21 protein-coding genes and 2 pseudogenes are annotated in these 26,734 nt (G+C 66.6%); 10 read left to right on the top strand and 13 right to left on the bottom strand.

Features of this window, described 5'->3' with window-relative positions:
* Positions 1-164: 164 nt before the first annotated feature.
* The 8 genes from JVH1_RS39785 to JVH1_RS39750 all read right to left on the bottom strand — a co-directional run bounded on the left by JVH1_RS39785 (position 165) and on the right by JVH1_RS39750 (position 9,733).
* The gene (locus JVH1_RS39785) at positions 165-725 is read right to left on the bottom strand and encodes a hypothetical protein (RefSeq protein ID WP_009480732.1); all 561 of its coding nucleotides are present in this window, start codon (positions 723-725) and stop codon (positions 165-167) included.
* A gap of 61 nt (positions 726-786) precedes the next feature.
* Positions 787-1,392 (bottom strand): hypothetical protein, encoded by a 606-nt coding sequence (locus JVH1_RS39780; RefSeq protein WP_009480733.1) that lies wholly within the window; start codon positions 1,390-1,392, stop codon positions 787-789.
* A gap of 34 nt (positions 1,393-1,426) precedes the next feature.
* Entirely contained in the window at positions 1,427-2,977 is a 1,551-nt protein-coding gene (locus JVH1_RS39775) for a peptidoglycan DD-metalloendopeptidase family protein (protein ID WP_009480734.1), read from the bottom strand.
* A complete protein-coding gene (locus JVH1_RS39770; RefSeq protein WP_009480735.1) occupies positions 2,974-3,813 on the bottom strand; it encodes a hypothetical protein in 840 nt (279 codons plus the stop codon). The genes JVH1_RS39775 and JVH1_RS39770 overlap by 4 nt, the downstream gene beginning before the upstream one ends.
* Positions 3,813-5,933, bottom strand: coding sequence for a membrane protein (locus tag JVH1_RS39765; protein ID WP_043783026.1), 2,121 nt, complete (start codon positions 5,931-5,933; stop codon positions 3,813-3,815). The genes JVH1_RS39770 and JVH1_RS39765 overlap by 1 nt, the downstream gene beginning before the upstream one ends.
* Positions 5,930-8,977, bottom strand: a complete 3,048-nt coding sequence (locus JVH1_RS39760) for an ATP-binding protein (RefSeq protein ID WP_009480737.1) — start codon at positions 8,975-8,977, stop codon at positions 5,930-5,932. The genes JVH1_RS39765 and JVH1_RS39760 overlap by 4 nt, the downstream gene beginning before the upstream one ends.
* Entirely contained in the window at positions 8,974-9,378 is a 405-nt protein-coding gene (locus JVH1_RS39755; RefSeq protein ID WP_009480738.1) for a hypothetical protein, read from the bottom strand. Before JVH1_RS39755 ends, JVH1_RS39760 begins: the two co-directional genes overlap by 4 nt.
* Positions 9,379-9,415: 37 nt before the next feature.
* Positions 9,416-9,733 (bottom strand): hypothetical protein, encoded by a 318-nt coding sequence (locus JVH1_RS39750; protein WP_009480739.1) that lies wholly within the window; start codon positions 9,731-9,733, stop codon positions 9,416-9,418.
* A gap of 1,239 nt (positions 9,734-10,972) precedes the next feature.
* Here JVH1_RS39750 and JVH1_RS39745 point away from each other — a divergent pair.
* From JVH1_RS39745 to JVH1_RS39700, 10 genes and pseudogenes are all read left to right on the top strand, one after another.
* Positions 10,973-13,078, top strand: a complete 2,106-nt coding sequence (locus tag JVH1_RS39745; RefSeq protein ID WP_009480741.1) for an FtsK/SpoIIIE domain-containing protein — start codon at positions 10,973-10,975, stop codon at positions 13,076-13,078.
* Between the two features lie 98 nt (positions 13,079-13,176).
* Complete coding sequence (locus tag JVH1_RS39740; RefSeq protein WP_009480742.1) at positions 13,177-13,521, top strand: hypothetical protein; 345 nt, start codon at positions 13,177-13,179, stop codon at positions 13,519-13,521.
* A gap of 5 nt (positions 13,522-13,526) precedes the next feature.
* Entirely contained in the window at positions 13,527-14,858 is a 1,332-nt protein-coding gene (locus JVH1_RS39735) for a ParA family protein (RefSeq protein ID WP_009480743.1), read from the top strand.
* Between the two features lie 77 nt (positions 14,859-14,935).
* Entirely contained in the window at positions 14,936-16,219 is a 1,284-nt protein-coding gene (locus JVH1_RS39730; RefSeq protein WP_009480744.1) for a hypothetical protein, read from the top strand.
* Positions 16,220-16,291: 72 nt separating this feature from the next.
* Positions 16,292-16,972: a hypothetical protein gene (locus tag JVH1_RS39725; RefSeq protein ID WP_009480745.1), complete on the top strand. Its 681-nt coding sequence runs from the start codon at positions 16,292-16,294 to the stop codon at positions 16,970-16,972.
* A gap of 801 nt (positions 16,973-17,773) precedes the next feature.
* On the top strand, positions 17,774-18,820 hold the full coding sequence (locus JVH1_RS39720; RefSeq protein WP_009480746.1) for a DUF2637 domain-containing protein: 1,047 nt from the start codon (positions 17,774-17,776) through the stop codon (positions 18,818-18,820).
* 479 nt (positions 18,821-19,299) lie between these two features.
* A pseudogene (locus JVH1_RS39715) lies at positions 19,300-21,292 on the top strand (cutinase family protein).
* 505 nt (positions 21,293-21,797) lie between these two features.
* A pseudogene (locus JVH1_RS39710) lies at positions 21,798-22,607 on the top strand (N-formylglutamate amidohydrolase).
* 348 nt (positions 22,608-22,955) lie between these two features.
* A complete protein-coding gene (locus tag JVH1_RS39705; RefSeq protein ID WP_009480751.1) occupies positions 22,956-23,108 on the top strand; it encodes a hypothetical protein in 153 nt (50 codons plus the stop codon).
* Positions 23,109-23,322: 214 nt separating this feature from the next.
* Entirely contained in the window at positions 23,323-23,757 is a 435-nt protein-coding gene (locus JVH1_RS39700) for a hypothetical protein (protein WP_237735350.1), read from the top strand.
* On the opposite strand, the gene JVH1_RS39695 is transcribed toward JVH1_RS39700, so the two are convergent.
* The 5 genes from JVH1_RS39695 to JVH1_RS39675 all read right to left on the bottom strand — a co-directional run bounded on the left by JVH1_RS39695 (position 23,712) and on the right by JVH1_RS39675 (position 26,507).
* Positions 23,712-24,377: an ATP-dependent RecD-like DNA helicase gene (locus JVH1_RS39695; protein WP_083849932.1), complete on the bottom strand. Its 666-nt coding sequence runs from the start codon at positions 24,375-24,377 to the stop codon at positions 23,712-23,714. The genes JVH1_RS39700 and JVH1_RS39695 overlap by 46 nt on opposite strands.
* Positions 24,378-24,403: 26 nt before the next feature.
* The gene (locus tag JVH1_RS39690) at positions 24,404-24,571 is read right to left on the bottom strand and encodes an ANTAR domain-containing protein (protein ID WP_009480754.1); all 168 of its coding nucleotides are present in this window, start codon (positions 24,569-24,571) and stop codon (positions 24,404-24,406) included.
* 8 nt (positions 24,572-24,579) lie between these two features.
* Positions 24,580-24,999, bottom strand: coding sequence for an antitermination regulator (locus JVH1_RS39685; protein WP_043783030.1), 420 nt, complete (start codon positions 24,997-24,999; stop codon positions 24,580-24,582).
* A complete protein-coding gene (locus tag JVH1_RS39680) occupies positions 24,996-25,403 on the bottom strand; it encodes a hypothetical protein (protein ID WP_009480756.1) in 408 nt (135 codons plus the stop codon). Before JVH1_RS39680 ends, JVH1_RS39685 begins: the two co-directional genes overlap by 4 nt.
* Before the next feature lie 159 nt (positions 25,404-25,562).
* Positions 25,563-26,507 carry a phospholipase D family protein gene (locus JVH1_RS39675; RefSeq protein ID WP_009480757.1) on the bottom strand — a complete coding sequence of 315 codons (945 nt, stop codon included), beginning with the start codon at positions 26,505-26,507 and terminating at the stop codon, positions 25,563-25,565.
* Positions 26,508-26,734: the final 227 nt, after the last annotated feature.

Raw genomic sequence — 26,734 nt, 5'->3', positions numbered from 1 at the left:
CTATCGGTAGCCGGGCGACTGTCAGGCAGAGTGGCATAGCTACTCAGAGCTGGTGCCGGTTCGCCCGGCACGCGTGGTGCCCCCAACTGCAATGCGTGCCGATTCGCAATACGGGGTGTGTGGCGACTGTGAGAAATTGATGCTTCGGCGAGTCGATATCTCCGCTACCCATTGCAGTTGAGATGCATGTAGATGTCGAGGTCGTCATACGGCGAGTTCACGATCCAGTGGGGCGGAGTGTCGTCGTCGACCTGAATTTCGACTTCTCCGACCGATGGCTTGTCCCAGGTAATGCCGAGAGGAAATTGCTTGGGGCTACCCTTCGATCGTGTTCTGCTGACGGCCTCGATCGCTCCCGGGGATTCGGCGAAGTCGTGTGCTGGGTAGTTGAGGCTCTCGTTCTCGATCGTGACGGTTTGGGATCCGTGGGTGAGGGTGGCATGCCATCCGTTTGGTGCGGCGACGTCGATGGTGAGGTTGTCGCCCTCGCCGTGGCACTCGACGTCGACCTGGTCCGGAGTAGGAAGGGTCACGAGGTCGATGCCTTTGCGGTTGCCGACGCCGATGGCGATGTTGCCGTCCCACCCGTCGGATCCGCCGGACGATTCGGCGGACGTGACGCTGCCGGGCCGAGTGTCATCGCTCGACGAACCTGAGCATGCGGCAAGGGTCGCGGCGATCATGGCGATGAGCGCGAGCCCGGCGAGTGCACGGCTGCTGGACATTTGGTTCTCCTTCTGTTGCCGCAGTACGGCGTTGTCGAACTCGATACTGTGGTTACTGCGTTCAGTACCGGATGGTGTCGATGAGCCAGTTGCCCCCAGTCTTGGTAAGCGTGACCCAGACAGTGGTATCGGGGTCAACGGGAACGGCGTTGTCCCCGGCAATCGCGGTCTGGTGGATGGTGGCGACGCGGTGGATGAGGGTATCGGTATCGGGCGGGCAGCCGGAGCAGCCGATCATCACGTCGGCGACGACCTTTGCGTTCGTGGTGGCCCACTGTCCCCATTGCAGGCCGGGACCGCGTTCGGTCGTGACTGGAATGGCGACTTGCGCCGCGAGCCTGTCGGTCAGCCACTGTCGGGCCCGTACGAAGCCGTCGTTGGGGGACTGGTCGGTGGCCGGGTACCAAGTGAACGCGACCGATAGGGCTTGGCGGGCGATGTCCTCCGCCGCGGCGGCGTCCGGAGCCGGCGCCGCCGTGGTTGGTGGAGGTACGGGCGCAAAGGTCGTAGTTGGTGCTGTGGTTGCCGGTGGTGTCGTGGCCGCCGGTAACGACGTCTCTAGAGGCGACGTCTGCGGATCCTGTTGGGTTGGCCGGCACGCATACACGAGTATGGCGACCAGCGCGCCGAGGATCACGACCACGGCCAGGAATCGACGCACGCTCATCTCAGTCCTCCTGCAGTTGCGGGCAGTCCACTCATCACATCACCCTCCGTGCCTTCATCCCGCCCATCAGCGGCGCTTCTTTCACGACGTCGCCGGTGGTCGGGGCGTGGATCATGCGTCCGCCACCAAGGGCAATGCCGACGTGACCCGGCCCCGACCCGGCCCAGGATCCGAACACGAGGTCGCCCGGTTGGGCCTGGTCGATCGGGATTTCGACGCCCACGGTCCACTGCTGCTCCGAGGTCCGTGGCAGCGTGACCTTGCCGCCGCTGCCGGTGAAGATGGCGTAGCTGGTCAGGCCGGAACAGTCGAAGCCCCCGCCGGACGGTCCGCCGGTGCTACCTCCACCCCAGACATATGGGGTGCCGAGGTACTGGCGGGCGGCCGCGACGACCTGGCCGCCGTCTTTCGATCCGTTCGGGACCAGGCGGCCGGTGGAACTCAGGGAGGTGTACTTGGCCTGGCCGAGGATGATCTTCGCGACGTAGTTCTGGGTCTCGGCGTATGGGGGGATGCCGCGGTGAGCCTGCACCGCACCGAGGCCTGCGTTGTACGCGGCCAGTGACAGCTCGACCGGGTCTCCCATGACGGTGCCGGCCGCGAGCGCGGCGTTGACCTGGTCGTTGAGCGCGCACATGAAATACCCCTGGGCCATGACGGCGTCGCCGATCGAATTGGGGTCGACCTTGCCATCGCCGTCGTAGTCCTTGCCCCAGGTGGCCCAGGTTCCGGGCATGAACTGTGCAGGTCCGAGAGCACCGGAGGGGGAGGTGGGGGCGTTGGCGCCGTGCCTGAATTGATTCTCGGCGTGGAGCTGCGAGGACAGGACCGGGGGCCGAATGCCGGGGCAGATGCTGCCGGCCTTGCGGATCCACGGATCGAATTCGGCCGGCACCGATCCGGCGGCCAGCTCACCGCCACCGACGGTCCCGAAGCCCGCGCAGTTGATCGGCGACGACAGGGAGGCCAGCCGCACGTCCGCGCTGTCCGGCGCGCCAGGAGGTGAGGCCGCGCTGCCCAGTTTGATCATCGGGTCCACGGCGGTGCCGCCTTGGAAACGGCCGCCTTCCCAGTACTCGAAATGCAGGTGGGCGCCGGTGCTTTGGCCGTCGTTCCCGATGTTGGCGATGTGGTCACCGGCCCTGACCTGTTGGCCTTCGCGGGCGATTAGCCCGTCGGTGAACATGTGTCCGTAGACGGTGGAGACTGGTGTGTCGCCGACGAGGGAGTCGATGACGATCCAGTGTCCGAATCCGGTGGCGGTGCCGGAACGGACGACGAGGCCGTCGAGGGCTGCGTAGATCGGGGTGCCGATGGGGCCGGCGAAGTCGACGCCCCGGTGTTCGGTACCCCACCGTGGCCCGAAGCCGGAGGTGAATGCGGTGGTCCCGGCCCTCGTCGGTGCAGTGATCGGTCCGGAGGAGCGCAGCTGGCCACCGGCGGGTGTGCCCGGATCGTTATCGGTGGAGGATGTCTTGCATCGGTCGTGGGGGATGACCGGCTGAGGGGCGCAGGCCGTCGTGCTGACGACTGTGGTGGCTGCGGCCGCGAGTAGCAGCGCTGTCCCGCGTCGGCGCAGTGTCACAGGGCTCCAGGGATCGGGGTGTCGAGTTCGGGGATCGGGATAGGCCCGGGCACCGGCACGGGTGTCGGTTCGGGTTCGGGCATCGCTGGCGGTGTGGTGACAGATTCGGGCGCCGAGGTCGTCGTCGACGGTTTCGGCTGGCTCGTGGTCGGCTGCGTTGCAGTCTGGGGCGTGGTCGAGTGTGAGGAGGGTGAGGGGACACTCACTAGGGTCGGCGCGGCGCCGAGTTTGTTGACCTCGTCGCGGTCGAGAGTGGGAAACGGGTTCTGGACCTGCCATTTCGGCCCGCTCGGGGACTCGGCCACCTGCAGGGATACGCGCAGGTCGCCGGCCTGAGTGGCGATGGTGACCTCTGCGCGCCGCTCGTCACCGGCGCCGGTGACGATCTCACTGGTCGTGGGCCCGGTGATCGCGACGGGCACCTGTGGACGTGCGACGACCATCGTGTCACTGGGGGTGTCGGTGGTGTACCGGCCGAGTTTGGTTCTCCACTCGGTATTCGACTGCGTGATGTCGATGTAGCTGTGCGCATAAGCCATCGCTGTGGCGGGCGCGCTCTTCCCGGCCGCGGCCGTCGTTGTACCTGCGATGGCCGACTCGGTGACCTCGACTAGGTCGTAGGTGACCTCGTTTACTTGTGCAGGAGTCGTCGTCGGTGCACCGGCTACCGCCGCGGTACTCGGCGTATGGCTTGTAGCAGGGGATTCCCCGAATACGGTGCCGGCCACGACTAGAACGCCGAGAACGGCGGCCATGCTGATCATTAGGTTGGTGCGCGAGTACAGCACCCACCGGCGGATCGGGGCGAGGACCGGGTTGCCTGCGGGGCGGGCCATCAGGTGAAACTCTCGCTCGGGTGCCTGCGCACTTCGGGAGTCAGCGACGGCTCGTACAAGCGGGTATTCGACCGCGGCGGAGCGGAAATGCTGGCGGGCGCGGACGTGGCGGGGACCTTCCCTAATGACGTGTCCTTGCGGGTCGGAGTGAAGACCTTCGTCGGGGCGATGGCAGAACCCGCTCCGCCGTCCCATGTCTCACTGACCGTCGGGGTGTCACCACGGCGCGCTCCGCCACCCAAGCGGCTGGCTTCGAGCGCTTGCAGCGCCGCGCTACGGTCGCGGCCGACGTGGGTGTTCGCAGTGTCCTGTCCACGATGCTTGCCACCCTTGGTGAGGTTCATGTGGCGGGCGTCCTGGGATTCCTTGCGTGAGTCAGCCAGCCGTTGCAGGAGGTCCATCTTCTTGTGGGCGGCGATCTGAGTTTGGTCGGCCTCGTGCCGGCGACGCTGGTTGAGTTCACGCCCCTCCGGGCGGGCTGGGGCTGCGGAGTTGCTGTCGGAGTCTTCGTCGTCGGTGCGGCGGTTCTTGGTTTTCTTGCGTAGCGCCCCGACTCCTTCCTCGACCATCGCGCCGGCCGGGCCGCCGATGACCGCGCTGGCGCCCGTGAAGAATTTCTGCTTCATCGACGACTGCGCGTGACGGGCCTTTCGGTTGAGGGCGCCGGCGCGGTTCTGGGTGAAGGTTCGCGAGACCCGTTTGAACGGCCGCATGATGAACCAGCACACCAGGGTCAAGATGACCATGAACCACAACCGCCACGACCCGTCGATCTGCCCGTTGTCGGTGACGTACAGCTTCACCAGGGCCAGCAGGTAGAGGGCGACGATGACGGAACCGGCCACGCCCCACATGTAGGCGCTGGCGATCATCCGGCACACTCGCATTAGCGTTCCCGCGTGTGCGGCTGCGAGCGGTATCCAGATCGGGGCGAACAGGATGGCCAGGCGGATGGCGAGCAGCGCGATGAGCTTCAGCACCGATGCGCCGATCCATAGGAGCGACGGCATGCCGACCTTGACCATTGCCATGAATCCGATTCCGGTGCGGCCCGAGTCCTTGCCTTGGAACGTGTAGTAGGACAGTCCGTAGTCGTCGTTGAGTGGCTTGACGATGTTGTCGCGAAAGATTCTCTCCTTCTTCGCCTTCAGGTCGTTCTCGACACCCGAATCTGGTGCGTTCTCGATCTGCTGCTGTTCCTCGTAGGAGAATGCGAGCGCATCGCGCAGCTTGGGGCCGAGTTGGTTCTCGTTGTCGCGGTAGTTCGGACCGAACCAGCCCTTACGCCAGTCGTCGAGGAAGATGTCGTCGAGCAGTACGTCGCGAGGTCCTTTGCCGCTGCCGGAGACCGAGAGCATCTCGTTCTGGGTGTCGGTGATTACTGCCCCGAATGTGTCGTCGGCGAGCCGGATTGCCTGCTGGGGTGCGCCGATCAGCAGAGCGCCGAGGGCGAGAGCGGCTCCACCGACGGCCATAGATTTCGTGACGCCGGCAGCGTTCGACTTGAGTGCGTGCCAGAGCATGATCGAGGCAGCCGCGGTCAGTCCGATACCGAGCCAGAGGCCGTAGATGCCGAGCATGCCGTTCGAGATCGAGGAGACGACCTGGTCGAACTGTTCCATTGCGGGTGCGACCCCGGCGTCTTCGGCGGCCTGACCGGTCTTGGTCTGGTCGTCGAGCCAGAATGCGGCCGCGGCCAGGGACTTCCCGATCGTCAGGAATCTATTGCCCCAGTCGGTGTCGGTGACGGCGCCGGGGGCGCGCACCAGGTCCATGCCGCAACCGAGGTCGTAGGTGTACCACTGCAGGCCCGCCCACCCGTAGGTGGTGTATCCGGTGACCCCGTTGTCGGGGCGGTTCTGGCTGGTCGCGTCGAAGACCCCGGGGAACGCCCCCTTGGGGTATTCCGGGGCGGGGACTTCGTCGCACGCGAAGCCGCTGGCCGCCGCGACGGGGGAGAGCGGGTCGACGAGCAACGGGGCCAGCGCTAGGGCGAGGACGGCCAGAAGACGCCCCAGCCGACCCGTCGGGCGTCGATTCGGGCTCGCCTGGGGGTTGTGGGACCGATAAGTGCCTGCGGGCCGAGAATGCAGGTTGAGTCGCCGCAGGGTGGTGGTCATGTGGCACCGCCGAGGGCGTTCTTTGCGGTACTCGAGTTCAACGCGGCGAACACGTGGGACAGGTGCACGTAGTGGACCCAGCTCGACCGGACCAGTTCGACGTCGTCGGCCATCCTGACCATCCACCGGCGGGCCTGATCTTGGTAGGAGGTGTCGGTGTCCTCGTCGAGCGTGTCCTCGCCGCCGCTGCCGAGTTCGGCGAGGAATTGCTCGAAACCCCGCCCGGTGGGGAGTTTGAGGAGCTTGAGCGCGCCGTCGATGGCGTGTGGGTCGCCGCCGACGTCGCCTACGAACACTTCGTAGGTCAGGGCTGTTTTGTCGTCGGTGCCGTCGAGGCCGAGGAAGTCGTCGGGCAGTTGCGAGCACACCAGGGCGCGGACCTTGAACTTGCGTGAGTCGCGGGCGATCCGCAGGTTCAGGGTTCTGCCGGCGCCAATGGATTCGAGGTACTTGTTCTCGTCGAGGAACAACACTTTACGGACGTGTCTCGGCTTTTCGTAGACGAGGCGGTTCGCCAGCCACGCGGCCATGTGCATCAGTGGGGCGGTCATCCGCTGCTGTGGGGTCCACTGCGAGGAGGGAACACCTTCCGGTGGCAGCTGCAGACCGGGCATGGTCAGGATGGTCAGCCGGATATCGGCGTCGAAGTCGTCGACGCCGCTGCCGACCGTGCCAGCCTCGGGGAAGAGTACCCGGGCTTCGGCGAGCCTGGACATCAACTCCAGCTGCTGATATATCCCGGCGGCGCAGGTGCGCACGGCCTGATCGGGATCGTCCTGGCCGATCGTCTTGATGGCGTCGAGGACTTCGCCCAGGTTGTGGTCGCGGTCCCCGCCGACGCGGTTGGCGGCGAGGTGCAGCACCGATTCGGTGTGTTCGAGATGCAGATGCCGTTCGGTGAGCATCATCTTCAGCACCGAGACGGCGACCTCGACGCGCTCGGCGGCCGCGGCGCGCATGTCCGCGTCGTACTTCGCTTGCGCCGCGGCGAAAGGGTCCGCGGCCCGCGCGAAATCCGGGTGGAGGGTGTCGTACTCGGGGTCCTCGCGTCGGGGGTCGATGATGACCCGGTAGGGGTTGAGCGCCCCGGGGCGGGAGTCGCGGCCGGTGAGCGCGTAGACCCGGGCGATGTCCCGGAATTCGGGTAGGTTCGCCAGTTCCTTGAGTGGCCCCGAGGGGTCGTGGATGACTCCGTAGGCGCCCGCGCGGACGGCTTGGTAGACGATCATCCCGGCCATGAAGGTTTTGCCGGAACCGGGGACCGCGACGATGGGGGTCAGACCCGATTTGTGTTTGATCTCGTGTGCGGCGAAGAGGTCCCAGATCACCGGGCGTGGTGCGATCGACGAGGTCTCACCGAGCACGACTCCGCGGCGGTCACCGATCCGGTCACCGACGGTGGCCATTCCCGCGGCGACGGCCTCGACGTCCATGTGGCGTTTGTTGGCGACGTTCGCGAGCGGCTCGCCGGGGATGAATTCGCGCAGTAGTTGGAACTGTCCGTGCTCCTGCTCGAGTGCGATGTGCGGGTAGTACATCTCCTGCAGGCCGGCGACCTTCTTGCGTGCTTCGTCGGGGGTGGCTCCGACGATGGCGACCCGGTACCAACCCGAGGTGCGGGTGGAGAGCCCGGAGTGGTCTTCCTCGACGTCGGAGATGACGTCCTGGACCCGGGCGTGTTGCTCGGCCAGCTCCTTCGGTGGGACCTGGTCGTGTTCGACGGTGTAGTGGTCGAACTGAGACTCGATCTTGCCCGTCAGCGAGCGCATGGTGCGGATGGTTTTCGCCTTGTCGTGCAGCTCGATCCGATCCGACCATTCGAGCGGTTCGCCGGAGGGGTCGCCGATGACCTGCCAGGGCAGCATCCGCTCCGGGATCGGTAGCGGTGCCATGCGTCCGACGGTGAGCACGATGACCGCACCGGTGTAGCGGCGGCCCTCGACGACGCCGGAGACGGTGGTGTAACCATCCCCTGGGGTGAGGGTCAGGTCGGTGAGGTCTTCGAGAGCGGCGACGTCGGTTTCCTCCCAGTCTCCGGCTCCCGCGTTCGCGCCACCCGCAGCCAGGGGCAGGCCGATCGTCGCCGACCGGCGCAGCAGGTAGTCGATAGCGGCAGGGGAAGCGGGTGCTGCGTTGACTCCGCGGCCGGTCATGATCCGTTCGAGTGCGGCGAGATGATCGGCGAGCGCTGCCTGCTCGCGGGCGAACGCGTCGTCGGCCCAGCCGGTGATCAGGGACGAGAGTGTGCCCAGCAGTGGCCAGTTCGCGACGTAGCCGAGCGTGTGGGCGAGGTAGTCGAGCCCGGCACCGAGCGCAGAGCGGTGGGGCAGTTCGATGCCCCAGTAGCGGCCCTTGATCGTGGCGTTCGACCACAGCATCGCGTGCTGCTGACCGCGTAGATACTCGGCCCACGACAGCGCGCCCGGGACGTCGTCGATCGGCGCAGCCCACCGGTCGTGGTCCTTGGCCCACTGCTCGACCGGAAACGGCGTGCGCACCAAGCGTCGGTGCAGTCGCTCGACGCCGGCCTTTTGCAGGTTGGTCAGCACCATCGCCTCGTCCTGGATGAAGCGCCGCTGCTTGCCGATGGTGCGGAAGTTCCACGGCCCCTGCTTCTGCACGAACCATGCCGTCGACGTGCGTGAGGTGCGGGTGATGTGACCGGAGGTCCCGGTTAGCTGCAGCCGCACCGACTTCCGGGTACGGTCGGTCCGCTTCTTCGCCGCGGCCTTCTCTCGATCGGCGGGCGTCTTCCGGCGCCGCTTGGAGCGCTTGCGTCGTCGCTCCCGCGCGCGGGGGTGGTCCTCCGCCAGGAGGGTCGGGTCGCACGCCCGAGCGTTGATCTCCTCGGACACCTCGGTGACCGGGTGCGGGGGCAACTCCACTTCCGACCACGCCCGGGGCCCCTGCGGTGGCTGTGGTGGGGATGCCTGCCGGCCGGCCGCCCACGACGGCGGCAGCGCCCCGGGAGGGATGACCGGAACCGGGTCATCGAGCTGAGGGTCGAACAGCGATGCGATGTCGTTGTCGTCGTAGGTGGTCATCGGTGTGAGTCCTCACCGTCGATGCGGGCAGTGACGTCGTCAGGTTGTGAATCGGTGGTCAGCCGGTCGGGGAGGGTGACGGACACCGTCACCCCAGGCTTCGGTGGGCGCGGGGCACTCAGGTCGTTGGCGGCGGCCTTCAGCACTGACCGCAGCGGCCGATCCGGCGTCACGTATTTCGAGATCCGCGTCGTGGCCCACACCGTCACCAGGACCATCACCAGCAGCGGCTTGAACCCGAGCGGCACGTGCAGGATGGCGCGGGCGATCAGAAACACCGCCGCGAACACGACGGCGCCCACCAAGCCGGCGGTGTACCGAATCCGGACCGGCAGGGTGTAGCCAGTCGGGCCGAGATAGTGGCGGTCCACTCGATACAGCAGGTCATCGTTGTTGATCACCTAACGCTCCCTTCTCGGTGCGGGAACCATCACTCGGTCAGGCGTTGATGCCGAAGAGGCCGAGAACCCAGTTCCCGAGGCCCTTGGCGGCGGTTTCCGAGGTGGCGATGCCGACGAACGCGAGACCCACCAACGTCAACCCGCCGACGGTGAACACCTTCGACAGATTTCCGCGCAGGCCACCGGTCAGGACGACGCAGGCGATGACGACCAGGATGGTGAAGACGATGTTGTCCTCGATCCACCTCCTGAGCCCGCCGGTGCTGACTTGCGTTTCTTGGGCAACAATCGAGATGTCGGGGGCGGGGTGAGCCGCGTTCGCGAGGGCGACGACGGTGGAAGCGATAACGGACATGCTGCCTCTCCAAAAGGGTGCGTAACCGAAATGAGCGAACGTGGTTGCGCGGGAACGTAGAAGAGATACATCGCCAGAATCAACGTGACCTGTGGATAACTTTTCGAGCCGAGGTGACTTTGTTGCGGTGTCGTGCATGACGGTTGCAGAGGACAAGGCGAGAACGAGCCCGAATGCTGGAAACCGTCTGGGCTGCTAGGCGTGTGCCGTCCGACCTTGCGTGCCGCTCGGGCAAGTGCTCGTGGCGCCGGCCCATCGTGCGATCTGAAAGCGATACGAACGCCTCGGATCGCACTGTCGTGCAGCTGTGAATCGACTGGGCCCGGCGAGCCCGAACCGCTCCACGCCCGCGCGCATCGCTACTACCGGTCGAATGGGAGGTGGTCGTGACGCCGTATGAGAGGCGCAGCGGTACTGCGTGAGCAGGCCGCGACAGACGGTCGGGGATTCACCCGAGCCGACAGCGCTCGCATTCGTCTCGCCGCCCGCGGGGGATTGACGCGATGTCGAGAAGGGCGGATTTCGCGGTGCGGTGGGAGCGTTCGAGGGGCGGGTAAAAACACCGTCCCCCTGCGGGGGTCACTCCCCGGCCCTTCGGGCCTAGGGGAGTGTACCTGAGAAAAATGCGTCGCGCCAACCGATTTCAGATACGGCTGTTCACGCGCTGTGGAGACCGCTTCGCGAAACGCTACACGCAGCGGGCCATAGACCCGGTCGGCTGCGGTGCCCGATCGCGCCCGACGAGCGGGTGAAACGGCGAATGATGGCCACCGAATCATCCCGTGCCGGGACCGTTCGGTCGAGGGCTTGCCCGGTCGGTTCAGCTCGTTTCTCTGTGCGCCCGCCAGGCTGCGGTGAGGGGCGGTGACGCACCGACTCGCGTAGCCGACTGACCGCCACTCTCGTAGTCGCAAGCGGCTGGTGCCTCCGCGGGCGACGGAGACGCCACGAACCCGCCGTGCATGCGCTCGCAAATGCGTGGTGGGAAGTCGCCCGAACGCGGAGATGCCCCGCAGCCACAATCGATCCGGAAGATATGAGCAAGCGCGCCTGCATCATCTGACCGACACGAGCGTGCGCCGCAGCGGCGCGGTGTCCCACACCGGGCGTGAACTGCACCTGGGCGAAGTTATCCACAGATCACGTTGAACCAGATCACCCGCATCTGCCAGTGTGCGCATCCATCACACCCGTCCGCTGTCGGAGGCGGGCACAAATCAACCGGAAAGCGGAGGAGCGATGGCGCAGCGAGATCCGCTGAAAGACTTCCTTGTCGAACTGTTCGGGCCCGCACCCGGCGCCCGCAACGGCCGCACCGGTCAGCCGACACCCGAACCCGCCGTCGACCCGTACCGAACCTTCGCCCCGGTCGCCGTCGCCGCCGCGGCCCTTGCGTTCTACGCACCTCAGCTCGCCGACACCGCGATCACGGACACGGTCGACCAGGCCCGCCAAATCATCACGACGGTCCACGGGTACCGCTGGCCGCTCGGCGCCCTCGCGTCCGGGTGGAGTGCGCTCGACCTCGTCCGGTGGCGCGGCCACCGACAACGCCTGGCGCTCGAAGCGCAGCTACGGCAGACGACAAGGCACCTGCCGGTCAAGGTGACCGTCGCGTTCCCACCCGGAATCGGTGCACTGCGCAGCGCCAAGATCCGACTTCCGCGGGGTGCGATCATCCGCCCCAAGGAGATGGACGAATTCACCACCGCGGTCCGCGGAGTAGCCGGCCGCACCGGCACGTACACCTACTCCGTTCGCCATCACGCGCACCGCGACCTGATCCTGATCACTCGCAAACCGATTGAACCCGACACCCGCTCACCGCGCCACAAGGCCCTCCAAACCGCGTTGGCCGCCGGCACCATCTTCAAAGAGCCCAACGTCACGGTCCACTCCTGCAACGACGACGGAATCGAGACCGGCTACAAGATCACCTTCACTCCCTCCCTGAACAGCGGCGCCCGCGGTTTCCAGGCCAAGGTCGATGAAGCACTCGCCGCGCTCGCCGGCGACCACGAATCCGGCCGCACCTGGGCCACCGAATGGACCCCCTCCGAGGGCTACCTGATGATGTACCTGCGCGCGCCGCTACCCACCCGCGTCGACCACCCCCTCGCCCTGGTCGACGAGAACCTCCGCCACCTGCCCTACGCCACCGGCGCCGCGAACCTGAGCCTGTACTGGGATGTCTCGACCAAATCGAACAAACCGCACTGCCTGATCGTCGGCCCCACCGGCGGCGGTAAGACCTCGGTGATCCGCACCCTGCTCACCGAGGCCTCGCGCCGCGGAATCCCTTTCCTCGGGGTCGATCCGAAGATGATCGAACTCGACGGTCTTGAGGGCTACCCCGGATGCGCGGCCATCGTCTACGACGCCGTCCGATCCGCGATGCTCGTGCGCGCGCTGCACGCGGAAATGATGGCCCGCAACCACTACGTGCACGTGAAGAAGATCGAACCCTCGCAACTGCCGCTGCTGATAGCCGTCCTCGACGAGTTCTTCATCCTCTCCGGCAAATGGCAGCGCCTGGCCAAGGACGAGGACGAGGAGATCCGCGCGCAGGTCAAACAGCTCGACCCGCTGGGGGCGTGGGCCGACCTCGCGGTCCTGGCCCGCTCGGCCGGGATCCGCCTGCTGCTCGGGGTGCAACGCCCGGACGCCTCCTTGTTCGGATCGAGCTCGGGCAATGCCCGCGACAACTTCGGCACCCGGATCTCACTTGGCAACCTGTCGCAGGACGGCGCGCTGATGATGTGGGGCGACGCCCACGTCGGCCGCGAAGTGGACACCTCCATTCCCGGCCGCGGGGTGGTCACCGCCCTCGACGGTTCCCCGGTGGATGCGCAGATGTGGTGGACCCCGAATGTTGATCCGCACCCAAACAAATGGAACCAACTCTCCGCCGGGGAGAAGGCGATCGTGCACGGTCTGGCGCCGATCGAGTCGCCCACGTTCGAGTTCTTTTCCACGGAGCTGCGGGAATTCGTCGAAGCCGAGCGGGCACTGGCCAAGCGCGCGCGGGAGTTCGGCGACGCACCGGAACCGTCCGTCCTCACCGACTTCCCGACCGACCACGACACGGTCGACGACGAGGTCGCCGACGCTATCCCGGCCTCGGCGGTCACCGAGGGAATGGCCATCCTGCTCGACGAGGACAACGGCCACCCGGTGCCCGTCACCGTCGACACGGTCACGGTCGTGCGGGACAAGGACACCGGCGACGTCGTCGAAACCGTCCTGTCGATCAACGCCGGCGGGCGGGTGAAAACCACCGTCCACTTCGACGCCACCGAGGTCGTGATGCTCCCCGAACCCGACACCGTCCTCACCACCGCATGAGACGGACGCCCCGACCACACAGGGACCGAGCGCACGCACACCAGCCCGACCGCCCGTGATCCCGCCGCCGCACCAACCCATCGAGAGGACCTCGACCCATGAGCCGCCGCATCTCCCAGTCGATCACCCCCACCACCGACGACGTCACCGTGCTGCGTGAACCATTCGCGGCTAAGGGCGCCAACGACCCCGTCATCGCGGAACTGCGCCGGGTCCTCAAGGCGGCCGTCCCGGCATGGCTGGCGAAGCTCACCGAGGAGCAGGAACTCACCTCCGGGCGCCTCGAGGAAATCAAGGCCGCCGTGGCGATGCGACGCCAAATCATCGAGGCCCTCCCCGACGGCAAGGCCCGCTCCGACGCGCTCGACGCCCTCACCAAGGCCGAGAAGACCGTGGCCGACATGGACACGGAACTCTCGTCCGTCGGCGCCTTCGGCGGGTGAACCGCATGCACGAGTTCACCATCGAGATAGTCTCCGACACCGCCGCACGGGTAACCGGCACCGGCGACGAGCTGGTCGCACCCGCCGGGAAGACGATCCAGGACAGCATCTACGAATACAGCCAGAAACGAGCCGTCGACGCCGGCGCGCCCGTCGAGGTCGCCGTCCACCGGTCCGGCCGCTGCACGCAGGTCACCGTCTCACCCGACGGAACCGCGACCCGCTCCGCCCCGACCGGCCCCATCCCCTCCACCGACCACGACGGGGAACTGGACAACGCCGCCCCTGTCGCCCAGGAACCGGTCAGCATCACCATGGACGCCCTCGGCCACACCGGGCACCCGGCACCCGACCAGGCCGAGAAGGAGAGCGGGCGACACCCCACACCCGTTCGACGCCAGGCGGTGTCGATCCTGGCGGCACCCGGAATCAACCCGGGTGCAGCGGAGCCGGCGCACACCGGCATGCGGGGACGACTCAACGCCGCCCTGGGCCTGCGCCTGACCCCGAAACGCCAGTCGGCCGAAATGCGACTCCGCGCGGCCGCGGCGACAATCACCGGCCGGGTCCCCGACTTCGCCACGGTCACCGTGGCCAACATCAAAGGCGGGGTCGGCAAAACCCCGATCGCCGTCGGCGTCGCGCAAACGCTGGCCACGCACCGCGGCGGCGCCAGCGTGGTCTGCGCCGACCTCGCCGAGAGCGCGGGCAGCCTCGCTGACCGTGTCCCCGTCCCACCTGCGGACGGGCAACATGTCTTCGGGCTCCTCGCCGCCGACCAGGCCGCCACCGGGCACCTGCGGCCCTCGGTACTCGGCCGGCATCTGACCCGCCAGCCCTCCGGCGAGGACGTCCTCGTCGGCCACCACGACACCGCAGCACAGCGGGCAGGTTTAGGCCGCAAGGATGCCGCGGCACTGGCCTCGATCCTCGCCCACCACCGCGAGATCCTGGTCGCAGACACCGGGAACAACCCCCTCGCCGGCAGCTGGCAATGGGCCGTCTCGCAGGCCGACGCCCTCGTCGTGCCCGTGCCCCTGCGCCGCGATGCCGCCACCACAGCCCACCGCATGCTCCTCGACCTCTCCACCTCGCACAGCGGCCGACTGGACCGGACCGTGGTCATCATCACCGATGGCCCCGGGGACAGCCCGATGGTCGAATCCGACACCGTTGACGCATTCATTGCACTGGGTGTGCAGGTACTCCGCATGCCCTACGAGCCGCTGTTCGCCGGAGGGGAACGCATCGTCCCGAGCCGCCTGCGGCGTACCACCACCGACTCTTTGACCGTGATCGCCGCGACCGTCGTCGACCTGATCACCAGCACCGGCTGACCTAAGCCGCGCCTCCGCCAGCCCATAACCGTTCACCCACGGAAACCGCACACACCCAGTCACGAAAGGGAAGAATTATGACCGCTCCGAACTCCCACACCAGGAACCGAGCACACCACACCGGGCGCCACCGCCAGGTCGTGCGCCAGAGCACCACCGCCGCCCTTGTGGCCGCGTGCATCGCGGCAGGGATCTCCCTCGCCCCCAACGCGGCAGCGGTACCGGGACAGGCCGGCATCAACGACAACACCGGGCAAGCCGGCATCACCGGCGACGGCGGCCAGGCCGGCGTCACCACCCCCACCCCGGAGCCGTCCCAGACCCCACAGCAGAGCTCCGAAGACGCTGGCACAACCGCGGACTGGGACACCTACATCCCGATCCCCACCGAGTACCAGAACTCGCCCACCCGCCAAGCACCCACATACACCGAGCCCACCTTCTACAACGACACCCCGTTACCAGTAGGGAAGCAGCACGTACCCGAGGCCGATCAGGAACCCGAGATTGTCCCGGGACACGGCGGTCCGGTCGCACCGATCCAAGCCCCAGAAGACACCTACCGCTTCGGCTATCTCACCGGACCCCGCCCAGACTGGCTGCCCAAGACCGAGGCCGACAAACTCAACAACACCAGCGCCATCCTCGAAGCTCAGGGCGCGACATTCTTCAACTCCCTCGGCGTCCCCACCACCCGCTCGGACCGCATGGCCGCCGCCGCCACAGCAGGTGCCGTCACCGCCGGTGTGGCCGGTGCGACCGCAGCTGGGGTCACCGCCGGTGCCGTGGGAGCCGCCGGCGGCGCACTGATCGGCCTCGCCGCCGGGACCGCTATCGGCGGGCCCGTCCTCGCCGGTCCGGGCGCCGGTACCGGCGCGATCATCGGCGGCCTCGCACTCGGCGCGCCCGCGGCCGTCACCGTCGGGGCGATGTCCGCGGCAGGAGGTGCACTCGCGGGCGCCGCCTACGGGGCGGGCGAGAACCTTGGCGAGGCACCCGAACCCGCACCCGAACCCGCACCCGTGCCGGCTCCCGAACCTGCGCCGGTCGTCGATCTGCAGCCCGCCGCCCAATTCGTCGAACAGGCCACCCCCGCGGCAGCACAGGCCGTCGACACCGCCGCCACGACAACCACCGGTTCCGCCGCGATCGAGTGGGCCGACAACACCGCACCCGCCGTAACCGAGGCCATCGGCCAACCAGTGATCGATCAGGCCGTCGACGCCGGAACACAGACAGCAGCATGGGTGGCCGAACAGCCAGGCGGAAACCAACTGCTCCAGGCCGGCGCAGACCTACGCACGGCGATGCCCGCAGAGGTCGGCGCGCTCCTGTCGACCGTCGAAACCGCTGCACGGTGAAACCGAAAGGGACCGCAGGTGAGGAAATACAGGCCTAACAGCGGAGCGCGGAAACCAACCCGGCATCCGGCAGTGATCGACACCCTCGGACCAGCACCCACTGCCACCACCCCGTCGGGCCGACGCGACACCACCTCGTCGTCCGGCGGGCCCGCCGCCACGAGCACACCGGCCCGATCACTCCCACCGCCGAAATCAGAGAAGCCTGGGCAGCGGCGAGTCGGCACCAAGACCGCCATCGGCGCCGTGCTGGTTCTCGCTGCGGCGGGCACCGTCGGCTGGACCGCACTGCGGGTCGGCGAGCCCGAAAACACCACTCCAGGCGCCCCAGAGGCAACCCAACAACCCGAAACTGTCACAACTACCCCCGCGGCGAACTCCGATCCCGCAGAAAGCCTCTCAGCCGCACCCCGCGGTGACGAGAGCCAGTGCCAGAGCGACCGCGGCGACCAGAAGACCGGAACTGGGGTGATCGCCGCATTCGAACACGCCTACTACGTGCTCCGATCCGGCCAAGCCGTACGCGCCCTCGCCGCACCAAGCTCACCGCTCCCGACGGCCGACAAGATCCAAGCAGGCATCGACACCGTCCCACTCGGCACCAACTACTGCCTCCGCACCATCGAAACCAACGACAACCACTACACGCTCGTCCTCACCGAGATGCGACCCGGCGAACCCGCCACGCAATTCACCCAGACGATCACCACCACCCACGTCGCCGGGCGCTGGCTGATCGACGTGATCGCGTGAACACGGACACCCGGCATTGCATACCCACCGGAGGCGCCAACCTCGCCGCAGCCGCAGCCGCAGCCGCAACCGCAGCCACAACGCAGCCGCCCCGGCCCATTGCGCACTTCGCCGACCGTCGTTGCAACGATTCCCTCCCCGTGCGCCTCGAGTTGCGCCGACGTGCAGCTCGAGGCGCAATACGGCGCAACGCGGACAACCGCCACCGTGTCCTCTGCACAGAATTGCGCCCGACGGCACACCACGCAAGCAGCAACGCTTATCCGTTTGCGCACGCCGCGCTCGAGCCCGCCGACGTGCGACCGTCCCGAGCAAACGGGAGAACGCGTTGCGCAACCACCACAGCACGACCCGAACCCCACGAAAGGCCTACCCCCGATCAATTGCACGCTTCGGTTCGGCCGGGCAAGAAAGCAGGATGTGCCCGCAACCGGATGGCGCACGCCCCAAGACACACATTGCGCACTCACCGCCGGCCGCGACAGGTACGCAACGGCGTTCGACCCGACCGCGCCCGCACACGCACACCAGGCGCAACGCCGCGACTACCAACGCTTCGTTTCCGCAACCCGCGAACGCCACCTCGCCGCAACCTGCAACATCCTCAACCCACATACGCGCAATGAACCCTCGGCCAGTGAGCGCGAGCGCAAGCTTTCGCGTTTCGTCCGCAACGCCACGGCAAAGCAACGGCATGCGCCACGGTGTCCGTGCCCGCTCGCGAATCCGCAATCTGACAGCGACCGGCGCGGCGCGGCCGCGCGCCACGACCAACCCGGAACCGGAAAGGACCATCCGAACATGACAGACCTCAACCTCCGCGCCGCACGAATTCAGCTCCACGCCCTGATCGCCGCATTGCTCATTGCGATCATCATTGCGGTGGGCATCACCATCGGTGCGTTCGTTCTGTCCTTCGCGGTGCAACGAGACCTTTCGCAACAGGCGGGCATTCCGCACTGGCTCGCTTGGATTTTCCCGGCCATCGTGGATGGTGCAATTCTCGGTGCCACGATTGCGGTCGTTGCGCTGAGCAAGATCAGCGGCGGTGCGGCCGGGAAGAAGTTCTTCCTGTCCCTCGCCGTCGTCGTCGTGCTCATCAGCGTGTTCGGCAACGCTTATCACGCACATCAGGCTGGTCTCCGAGCTGCCCGCGCTGTCACAGCCGGTATCGACCTCGGCTACACACCACTGTCGCCGACCGGTGCCTCACTCATTGCGATCATCCCGCCCTTGCTCGTCCTCGCCTTCACACATGGCGTCGGCGTCCTCATCAAGGCAATCGGGTCCGCGTACGCCGAGTTCAATGTGCTCGCACAGTCGCTTGCCTTCGGCGGCGGCGATGCAATGCTGGTCAACAACTCCGACTGGGTCGTTGCCGGGGATGATCGCGTGGAGGCGAGCGTTGCAGCAGTTGGCAACGTCGGCGACGTTGACGCAAGCGCGGTTGCCGCGGACTGCGAGGTTGCGAAACATGCTGCTGCCACCGCAATGACCGAGGCACACGGTGAACCCGGGATGCGGGCGGCAGAGCCGACTACCGCGCAACTGCTGGCGTTCATCGAGGAGAGCAGTCTCGATCCGCTGGTGAAGAAGACGGCTCGAATCAAGATCACCGAACCGGCCACGACCTGGGGTCAGCTCGCCGATGCCACCGAGGCAAAAGCCCCGAGCACCGCGCTTCGCCGGTACAACAAGGCCGTCGCAGCCGCGGTCAATGCAGGATTCGCGATCCCACCGCTCCCTGCCTTCGACCGGCATGACGACCTCACTAACACCCCGGTGTCCCGGGAACGCAACGGGTCCCTGATCAGCTTGCGCAACCGGATGGTCAGTGCGCACTGCTAATCCCACCACGGCGTGAGATGCGGCGCTCCACGGGCACGCCCGCACAGGACGAGGTCGGCCGCAGCCCACCGATTTGCATGCGGCTGCCGCAACGCCACCGGTGCCTCCGAAAGCCGTTGCGCAACGTCTACCGAGAATGATGTGGACATTAGCGCCCGACGCAATCGAGGCAGTGCAACGGCCGCGACGAAGCCGGATAACTCGATACCGGCGCAACATCGTTTTTCGCGGGGATCGAGGCCCGCACTCATGGACTTTCATGAACCGGACGCCACATTGACCGGGGTGCGAACCCGGCACAGCGGTGACCATCTCGACGGAGGCCCATAGACCGTGGAGTTATCCACAGGTCACGTTGATCTCACCGTACTAACCGACCACTGTGGGCACTCACCTCGACGCGAGCGCAACCGGCTGGGGCCACTGTTGTGCTCACCGAACGGTGATCCACCCCAGTCCGCCCGGTAGATGAGGTGCCAATGCCCGCCACACGTCCGACCGCCCAACGCACATTCGCGGCACTGGTCACCGCGACGGTCGCCACCGGAGCCGCAGCGGTGACCGTCCCGGCGGTGGCGCACGCGGACCCGGCCAGATGCGCATCGACATTCAACCTCTTCATCCCCGGAACCTGGGAAACCAACGAGCATGCCGACCCCTCCGTTGCGGTCGGCATCCTCAAACCGATCGCCGACACCATCACAGCTACCCACGGTGACCGCGCGGAGGTCTACACCCTGCCGTATATGGCCCGCGCGTTCGACAACGGAAAGACCTACGCCGACAGCAAGTCCGACGCACGCACCAAAGCAGCCAATGTGCTGACCGACATGGCAAGCAAGTGCACGCGAACGAAGTTCACGATCACCGGATACTCTCAGGGCGCTGACGCGGCCGGCGATCTCGCCTCCGACATCGGTAACGGCAAGGGCCCCATCCAACCCGATCGAGTACTCGGGGTCGGCCTGCTGGCGGACCCCGGCTCGGGCACCCAGGGTGAAGCCGTCGTCGGCCCCCGCGCCGCAGGCACCGGCATCGCCGACCCCCGCCCGCAGGGAATGGGCCAGCTCTCCGGCCGGGTCGCCTCCATCTGCTACACCGGCAAGGACCTGTACTGCTCCATCCAGAAAGGGACAAGCCCGCTCCTCGGGTCGCTCGGCTCCATCCTCAGCAAGACGCCCAGTGCCGACCTCGGGGCGCCCGCCCCCCGACGGAAGCACTGGCATCGCTCAGGCATTGACCGCGGACTTCTCCCAAGCCGATCTGCCAGCACTCGGCCGCAACGCCACCACATTGGCGCAACAAATCAACGCAGACACGATCGACGTCGGACAGCTGGCGAACTCCGCGACGTCCCTGATGCATACCCTCAGCCCGATCGCGGATCTGATCGCGACCGGCGCAGCGAATTCCGCTGCCACCGCCCACCTGACCACCGCAGCACCGGGAACCGCTGAACACGCCGCCGGACAGCTCCTGACCGCCGCGTCCCAGGCCGACCTGTCGAATGCGGTGACCACCGCGAGCAAACTCGCCGACACCGCTTCGGCGTTGGTCCAGTCCGGCGCAGCCACCGTGCCAGCCACCTCGCCGGAGGCGACCGCACTGTCCAACGCAGCAGGAACACTGAGCGCACAGGTCGCGCCGCTGACCGCCACACCCGCCGACGCTCTCACGACCGCATCGAGCGTGCTGGCGGTCCTCAAGCCGAGCGTCGTCGTCGGCCAAGTACTCAACGTGGTGACCGGCGTAACCGCACTCGACTTCCCCGGAATCCTGCACAACCTGACGGTCCTCCCGCAGACGGTTGCCGCGCTCGACGCACACGGGGCGCACCAGATCGCGGGGGAGTTGAACAACCAGTTCGCGCCGTTGGTCACACTCGCCGCGGGCGTCGACCTTCGGTGGGTCTCACAAATCCTCTCGGTCATCCCGGACCCCTCCGGGTTCACCCAGATCGCAGCCCTGGTGACCTCGATCCTGGCCAATGTCGATGTCATCCGGCTCGCCAACCTGATCGGCCAGATCCAGGAAATCGCCTGGGCCGCCGTGGAGAAACTCCTCCCACCACCAGGGCAGGCGCCCGACCCGCTCGGCGCCGGAGCCGCCATGACCGGACTGCTGCCCGTCGGCCTCGACATCGCCTCGGTCGCGGTGAACATGCTCACCGGCAAGGCCACCAAAACAAACCCGGCCCTCCTCGGCAAACAAGCCCACACTGCTCCGACCCCGATCAACGCCCAAGCGCAGAATCTCGACCTGAATGGACTGACCGGATCGCTGACCACCATCGCCCACTCCCAAGGTGCCGGCGACCTCGCCGCCCTGGTCTCCGAAGGGTTGAACGCCGCATCATTCTTCACCTCCAGCGCCCACACCGACTACAACCACCTCGTCGTCGACAACGCCGGCCGCACCGCCATCCAATGGCTCACCGACTGGCTCAACCTCCAGATCGACCGGGGCGCGTAGCCGCCTTCTACGAATGGTCCTGCACGTGAAAAGAGGCGAAACACCATGGCCCTAACTCGATCACACAATCCCGCTGCCCGGTGGATCTGGTGCAGGCGCTGCAAACTCCGAAGCTACCTTGCCCGATCCGACGCCAAGAGCGTCCGCAGACGCCACCACGGATCGAAAGGACTCTCGGTGTTCCCCTGCCCCCACAATCCCGGCCAGTACCACGTCGGACACCGCCCCACCGCCCTCACCCACGGAGCCATCGACCGCCGCAGACTACGTAATCAAGCACTCAAAGACCCCGGGCCAGTCACCGACCGGGACCCACCTCCAACGCGTTAGCGCAGCGACAGCATCCACCCACCGAAGACTTCGACACATGCGCATCGAAGAAGGAGATCCTATGCGGGCACCGAGGAGGAAGACTCACCGATCAGTCGACCCTGCCGTGCTCCGAACGACGCGGTCGATCCTACGCAACGTTTGGCGATACTAAACCCAACAAGGAACACAAAAAATGACCTCCTGCCACATTCATGCCGGCCATGCGGATTCGCCGGTCATCTTGCACGTCCCGCATGCCTCCCGCTCCATCCCCGAGACGGTCGGTGCCGGAATGCTCCTGACCGACGACGAGTTGCAGCTAGAGCTGGACGAATCGACTGACACCGCAACAGATCACATCGCCATCCGTGCTGCGGAACTTCTCGCATCCGGGCGCCCGCGACCCTGGCTGGCCACCAACGAGTTCTCCCGCCTCGTCATCGACCCCGAAAGATTCCCCGGCGACGACGAGCCCATGAACGCCGTCGGCAGGGGAGCGGTATACACCCGCACCTGCAACCGCGCACCGCTGCGGCCCGAACCCGCCACGGACGCACAACGCCTCATGGACACCTACTACCGGCCCTACGCCGCCACGCTAACCGACCTGGTCGACGACCGGATCGCCAACACCGGCGCAGCCGTCATCATCGACGTCCACTCCTACCCCCAACACCCCTCCCGATTCGAGAACCCCAACAAGTCCCGCCCAGCGCTTTGCCTCGGCACCGACGACTTCCACACTTCGAATGAACTTCGCGAACAGGCACTCGACGCGTTCGCACCACTCGGCGACATCGCCACCAACACCCCCTAGGGCGGCTGCTACGTCCCCCTCAACCGCTACCGGCACGACCCGCGGGTGAGCGCCGTGATGATCGAACTCCGCCGCGACCAGTACCTCATCACACCCCGCACCACGGAGACTGCAAAGGTCGAGACAATCGCCCGCATGTTCGCAACCCTCGTCGACCACCGCACTCCGAAAGTGGCCGCCGACTGATGTGCCAACCCAAACCCGGACCACGCTGCTCCCCACACCTGCGCATCCGACTCACCCGCGCCCGAACCAAACTGAACGATGCACTCCACGCACTAGCTGACGATCCCGACAACAACACCCGCAAACAACGCGTCCACCGAGCCGAAGCAACCGTCGCAGAACATACCGCGCTCTACGACTCCACCTCAGCCGGCCAGAACGAACTTCGCGAAGCAATCGCACACGAAAACAACGACACTTCTCGCAACCTACTCAACCAACGACTGGCCGCCGCTGAAGCGCTACGCGCACAACAGATACACGCGATGCACAATAGTCAGCAGGACCCAACCACAAAGGACAATCACCATGAGCAACGAACCAACACTGACCCAGGAACAACGGGAAGCGTTCTGGCGTCTACACGGGTGGCGCCCGAACCTGCCGGACAACAAGCGCCGGGAGATCGAGCAGTACTGGACCGACCCGGAGATCGTGGAGGCCGAAGCCCTCGGATTCTGATCTCCGGTCGCGAGATCACTCCCATCGCCGAACACACTCTCTCATCGCACATACGCGAGCGGCTAGTCGCAAAAGGTGTCAGCACACCCACGCTGTACGAACTCGACCGACACGACGCAGATCTGTATCGAGAGCAGATGCTCGCACTCCGAAACAACAATCCTACGCGGCCTCTGTCTACGTCTACGACACTCACGAGTACCGCGGAATGCGGATGCTCGTCACCGACGACGGGAAGGCCGGCGTCGCAGTCAACGGCGATGAAGTTGTCTCCGTCTTCGCGCACAACGATTGTGCCCATCCAAGGGCGGCATATGCGCTGCTATCTCAGACAACCGAAATCGGCGGACACCGACTGGATTGCTTCGACACAGTGCTTCCAAAGATCTACGCGCAATCGGGATTCGTCCCGGTCGCCCGCCTCGCCTGGAACGACGACTACGCACCCGATGGCTGGAACTACAGCACATACCGGAAGTTCAACAACGGACGGCCCGACGTCGTCTTCCTGGCCTACGACCCAGCAGCAATCGGTTCGAAGTACACCAAAACAGCTGCCAAGTATGTCGACAACTACGACACGGGGATCGAATCTGCCCGGAACTACTCGTCTCGCAGGCCCTCTGCACCGAGTCCGGCAGAGCGGTAACCACCGAAGCGGAGGCAGGCGTAGCGGCTAGAAACTCTGCTCGCAAGATTGCAAGGCCGTGGTGCCAGGACCTGCACGTCCTGGCGCGGGTTAAGCCCGAACTTGTGGGGGATGCGGCGAGCGACGATGTCGACCACCAACTCGGCGGTCTCCTCGGCCGGGTGCAGATCCGACTGTTCCGCGAGTTCGCAGGCGAACCAGAAGAAGTCGTCGAACCCGGTGAGCTGCGGCGGGGTTGCGGCGTTGATCCGGTGGGCGTTGACCACGATCCCGGACTGCCGGGCCTGCCGGAAGAACTTCGTCAACCGCACCCGCGGAATCGTGTCGGCGGACAGCAGGTCGCGCAGTACTTCTCCGGCACCGACGGAAGGGAGCTGGTCGACGTCACCGACCAGCAGCAGATGAGCCCCCTCCGGGATGGCTTTGACCAGCTTGTTGGCCAGGATGACGTCCATCATCGACGACTCGTCCACCACAACAAGGTTAGCGTCCAGCCTGTTGTCGCGATCGTATTTCGGGTCGCCGCCGGGTTGCAGCTCCAGCAGGCGGTGGACGGTGCAGGCCTCATGGCCGGTCAGCTCGGCCAGCCGTTTGGCGGCCCGCCCGGTCGGCTCACGCAGCCAAGGGCATGGTCGAGGATCGGTTTTCAGGATCGGCAGTCCAACGAGGTGATCATCCGGTGGGCCTTGGCGGCGAGTTTGACGTTTTCGCGTTGGGAGGCGTCGACGAGGGACGCGAAGGTGGTGTCCTCGCCGATCCCGCGGGAGGCCATCAGGGCACCTTTGGCGTGTTCGATGACGCCCCGGTTCTCCATGGCGGTTTTCAGGCCGGACAGGTCGTGGAGTGCCTCTCGAGGTCCCGGGAGAGGCCGATGATGGTTTCCCCGACAGTGGTGTAGATCTTCAGCAGGGCGGCGTCGAGGTCGCTGAAACCGTGGCCGTCGACGCTGTAGAGGTGGAGGGCACCGATATGATCCTCGCCCAGGCGCAGCGGCGCGGACAGGTAGCAGGCCGCGGTCGCCGGACGATCCGCGGCGGAGGCGTTCGCCGGGATCAACGGGTGGGTCATCGGCGCGACCACCCGGTGTCCGATGTGCGCGACCGCTCGCATCGCCCGTATTGCCTGAGCGTCGGACGCTCGTGTGCGGGTATGCAGGTCGGTTCGCCGGCAGCTTCCGGGCGACCGGGAAGCGTCCACCACCCGCTCGGCATTCAGCTCGACGAACAGCGTCTCCACAGTCACCGCTGGGCATCGGACTTGAAGGTGGTGGGGAAGGGGCTGGGCCCGAGTGCGAGGGTGAACGAGGTGGGGTGGAGTCCGCCCCGAGGCCAGGACCACTGCGTCGACCAATCGAGGGCGTCGGTGCGGGGCCGGGTTTCGTAGCGCGCGAAGTCGGCGCGGAGACCGGCGACGTACAGCGGGAACCGCAGCAGCAGCCCGGATGCGAACGCGGTCGCTGTGGACGGTTTCAGGGTGAGGCGTTCTCGGTCACGATCGGCATGCCCGCGTGCAGGGCGATCCTCCCGTGGTGGGCGGCGCGAGGGCCGGCCAACGACGGCGGCGCATGCTTCGATCGTCGCATCACCCGGCCCGGCGGTGTCGGTGAATTTCCTGAGAATCCCTACCCGCGAGAATGATTCGAACACGAGTCCTACGTCCGGGTAGCTGAGATCAGCATACCTACCCGCCGGTCCGCCGGGGTCGCGAGCTCTGGGGTGGATCCGCCAAGGCGCGACGAACGCACGACGCTCGGGTTCGCCGGTTCTGCGGCGCTGACTCTCACGCTGACACAAGCACGCTGACGATCAGAGGTCCCACAACCCCAGCAACGCGGACCTAAGGCCAGGGGAGCGGACGAAGTGGTCGGTCCGCAGCCGTGAGCCCGGGTGCCCTAGATCGGTCAGCGCCTTCTCAGCATCGGAAAGGAGGACTGGAGACAGGCCGGTGCGCAGGCGCAGGAAGTACAGAACCGCTCCACCGGACCGCGGGATCTTCATGGGATCGGACACCACGACCGCCGGCGCGTAAATCCACTCGTCATCGGCCGAGACGAAGACGATCACGTCGCCCCGCTTCACCCCGCTGGGCCTGTCGAGGCGAAGCGATTCGAGCTGGTACTTCGCCGCCGGGCCGCCGCGGCTGTGATGGCGGCCCCGCAGTTCGTCGAGGACCTGTTGTTCGGTGCGGGTGGGTTGATAGTCGACGGCGTGTTTGACGAACATCCGAGTCACCGGCGTCGGCAGGAAATCTGTCTCGATGCGAACCCTGCCGGTGACCCCGGGCAGTGGAACCGCGCGGCCGATCTCCCACTCCAGGATCGCGTCGTCCAGGAACACCTGATCGACCTCGGTGATCTCGTCGAGGCCGTCGATGAACTTACGGACACCGGCGACGATCTCAGGGTCGTCGGTAATGACCACAGCGTCATCGGCCAGGGTGGAGTTTTCCGACGCGTTCGCCGACCCGATCACCGCCCGGGTGTTGGTCGCGATCACCTTGGCATGCAGGGTCGGCGACGACAGCACCCGCACCCCCCTGTTCACGTAGTACGCGAGGGCGGCGGGGGAGGTGGCGTGCGCCCGGACCGCAGCCTTGGAGGCGTTGACGACCAGGACGTCCCCGGCGCGCAGCGGGAGCAGCGCGGGCGCGTCCTGTCCGAGGTAGCCGATCGCGGCGTACCGGGCGCCGCGGGTGCGGATGGCGCGGGTGATGTGCGGCCACGGACTCGGCCCGTGGAAGGTGGTCCCCATACCGACAGACGGTAACCGGTCTCGTCCACTGCCTCATGAAGCGCCACGGGAGGTGGTGAACCTGTCGCCGACCTCCTGGAGCCCGGCTCACGGCTTGAGTTCGACGGCGCAGGAGCCGGTCGGTCGAGGGCCCTCATGGTGTCGGTCGTCAACGCTGCGGCCAGCCCTGTCGGGGCGGGGGCGTCGCCGAGATTCGACAGCCTCGTCACCAAGGCCACAAAAAAATC

It is taken from the genome of Rhodococcus sp. JVH1 (genome assembly GCF_000280725.2).
In the GTDB taxonomy this organism is placed as follows: domain Bacteria; phylum Actinomycetota; class Actinomycetes; order Mycobacteriales; family Mycobacteriaceae; genus Rhodococcus_F; species Rhodococcus_F jostii_A.
The sequence above is the reverse complement of the archived record's forward strand: the minus strand, read 5'-3'. Positions and strand labels throughout refer to the sequence as shown.